The sequence below is a fragment of the Bartonella refiksaydamii genome (genome assembly GCF_902652675.1).
GTDB classification, from domain to species: domain Bacteria; phylum Pseudomonadota; class Alphaproteobacteria; order Rhizobiales; family Rhizobiaceae; genus Bartonella; species Bartonella refiksaydamii.
The window spans coordinates 1-2097 of sequence record NZ_LR736353.1; the positions used below are offsets into that span (position 1 = coordinate 1).

Annotated in this window: 4 protein-coding genes; 2 read left to right on the forward strand and 2 right to left on the reverse strand. The window is 37.7% G+C overall.

Annotated elements, in window-relative coordinates; all coding sequences use genetic code 11:
• Positions 1–130: 130 nt before the first annotated feature.
• Together GQO39_RS08320 and GQO39_RS08325 are read left to right on the forward strand one after the other, a co-directional pair.
• Positions 131–397 (forward strand): BrnT family toxin, encoded by a 267-nt coding sequence (locus GQO39_RS08320; RefSeq protein ID WP_004859792.1) that lies wholly within the window; start codon positions 131–133, stop codon positions 395–397.
• Positions 375–680, forward strand: coding sequence for a BrnA antitoxin family protein (locus GQO39_RS08325; RefSeq protein ID WP_156851743.1), 306 nt, complete (start codon positions 375–377; stop codon positions 678–680). Before GQO39_RS08320 ends, GQO39_RS08325 begins: the two co-directional genes overlap by 23 nt.
• A 51-nt stretch (positions 681–731) precedes the next feature.
• Here GQO39_RS08325 and GQO39_RS08330 read toward each other — a convergent pair whose 3' ends face one another.
• Positions 732–1010: a hypothetical protein gene (locus GQO39_RS08330; RefSeq protein ID WP_156851744.1), complete on the reverse strand. Its 279-nt coding sequence runs from the start codon at positions 1008–1010 to the stop codon at positions 732–734.
• Positions 1007–1741, reverse strand: a complete 735-nt coding sequence (locus GQO39_RS08335; RefSeq protein WP_156851745.1) for an antA/AntB antirepressor family protein — start codon at positions 1739–1741, stop codon at positions 1007–1009. Before GQO39_RS08335 ends, GQO39_RS08330 begins: the two co-directional genes overlap by 4 nt.
• Positions 1742–2097: the final 356 nt, after the last annotated feature.

The window sequence follows — 2097 nt, forward strand, 5'->3', positions numbered from 1 at the left end:
TCGCAAATGCACGAACCGATATGCCCTCACGATGCTTCTTATTCATAGTTTCTCCATTTTGAATGGTTTATACGAATTATTGTACACTTTAATTATTGACAAGGTTTTATTTTTCGTGTACATAAAATATATGAAGATAGTGTGGGATGAACCAAAAAGAGCTTTAAACATTGATAAACATAAGCTTGATTTTGCTGATGTTATTTACTTTGACTGGGAACATGCTCTTATTGATGCAACACATTCAAACCGCATGAAAGCTATCGGGCATTTTGCTGATGGCACAACAGTTATTGTTTTTGCAAGGCTTGGCAATGAAGCGATATCCATTATCAGTTTTCGTCAAGCCAATAAGAAAGAAAGAGAGGTTTTCAATGATTATCAAAAAAACCTTTAAAAAAGGATGTCGTTACACAAAAGAAGATTGGGACGCTGTGGATTCCCCACCACTAACAGATGAAGAGCTTGCACGTCTAAAGCCAGCTAAAGATGTTTTACCACCCTCCTTTTTTAAATATGTAACAGAAGAACGTCGTAAACGTGGGCGTCCACCAGTTGAATCTCCCAAACAAGCGGTTACTCTACGCCTTGACTCAAATGTTATTGCCTCTTTTAAAAAACAAGGAAAAGATTGGCGCACACGTATGAGTGAAGCTTTAAAAAAAGTAAGCGGTAGCTAAACCAACCACCTCCCCATTTTTGAGAACGGGAAGGGGAGTTGTGTCTTTGAGTTAAGCAACCTTTTTAATGGGGAGCTCTAAATCTGGATTGTAAGCTTTCAACAAAGGCTCCATAATCGGAGGAGGTCTTAAAGTTCCAAAATTTGTAATCATTGCCAAAATTTTCAGTGCATTTGGGGTTTCATTTTGAAGTTTTAAAATTAAAGCTTTTTCTATCGCATCCATGGTTTCAATGAGAGTATTAAAAGCCTTATCTTCAACATCATCACGATCAGAAAACTGATACAATGCCATCCATAAATCACATAAAAAGTCGATACTGGTATTCATTGCACACCTCCATGGATTTGCTCTCTCAAACATGCCAATCCTCTGGAGGTAATTTTTGTTGAAGGGAGTACCTTTTCTGTTCCATCCGGTCTTTGAATGGTAATCGCAGGGCAATCCATGAATCCTTTCTTGATCTTATCCTGATAAGGTAACAGAGGCGCCCCTGGAGCACGTCGATATACCCAATCATGTTTACGCAAATAATCGGTTAAGTCCTTTGGTCGTACTTCAAGCATCTTTGCTGCTTCAATAAGACCGAACAAACCATCAGAGCGCTTTAAACCATCCAAAGCTTTTGCTTTTGGTGTCAATTCAGCAATAGTATGATCTTTTTGCTCGATTTGATTTTGTAAGTGATTCAAAACACCAAGCAATGCTTCCGGTTTGGAGTAATCAATTTGTGGTGTTACTACTTGTTTCAAAAGCCGTTCGCATTTGATAAAGTATTGACGCGCTTCATGCCCTTTATCATTACGCTCTATCATTGAAAGGTGTTTAGCCATGTCTAACGTAATGTAGTATTCTATGCTTGGGCGCCCACCTTTTTCTAAATTTTTAGAAAAACCTATAAAGTCTATATTTTCTCGAAAGTTACATTCTTTAATACGATTTTTAATCCAGTCTGCAAACTTTGATGTAATCTCCAAAAACTCGTGTAATTCGCGTGCGTTAACGGTTTGAACAATTTCCTGATCAATGATTTGTTCCGTAATCTCTATAAGAGTGTTCATGTGAACTCCTTATGGTTAGATGTTTTCATTGACACCTTTGAAAGGTATCGGGCGCTGAAAACACGGCCATAAGTCCGTCGTTACACTTTCCCCGCAAGGGTATTGTATAGTGCAACTACACCCGATGGGGTCATTATACACTTGTTGCATATAATGAGTCAAAGCCTTCAATGCACGGAAAAAGATTGTTTCGGTAATCCATCCGCTTATGGTTTTAAGGTGTTTTCAGGCACCTGATTCGAAAATAGACATTGACGCAACAATGTCAAGAATAAAAATAATTTTTATCTAAAAATAATCGCATACTGTACAATGTACACACTGAAATCATTATTTATCAATGAGTTAAGTGTACA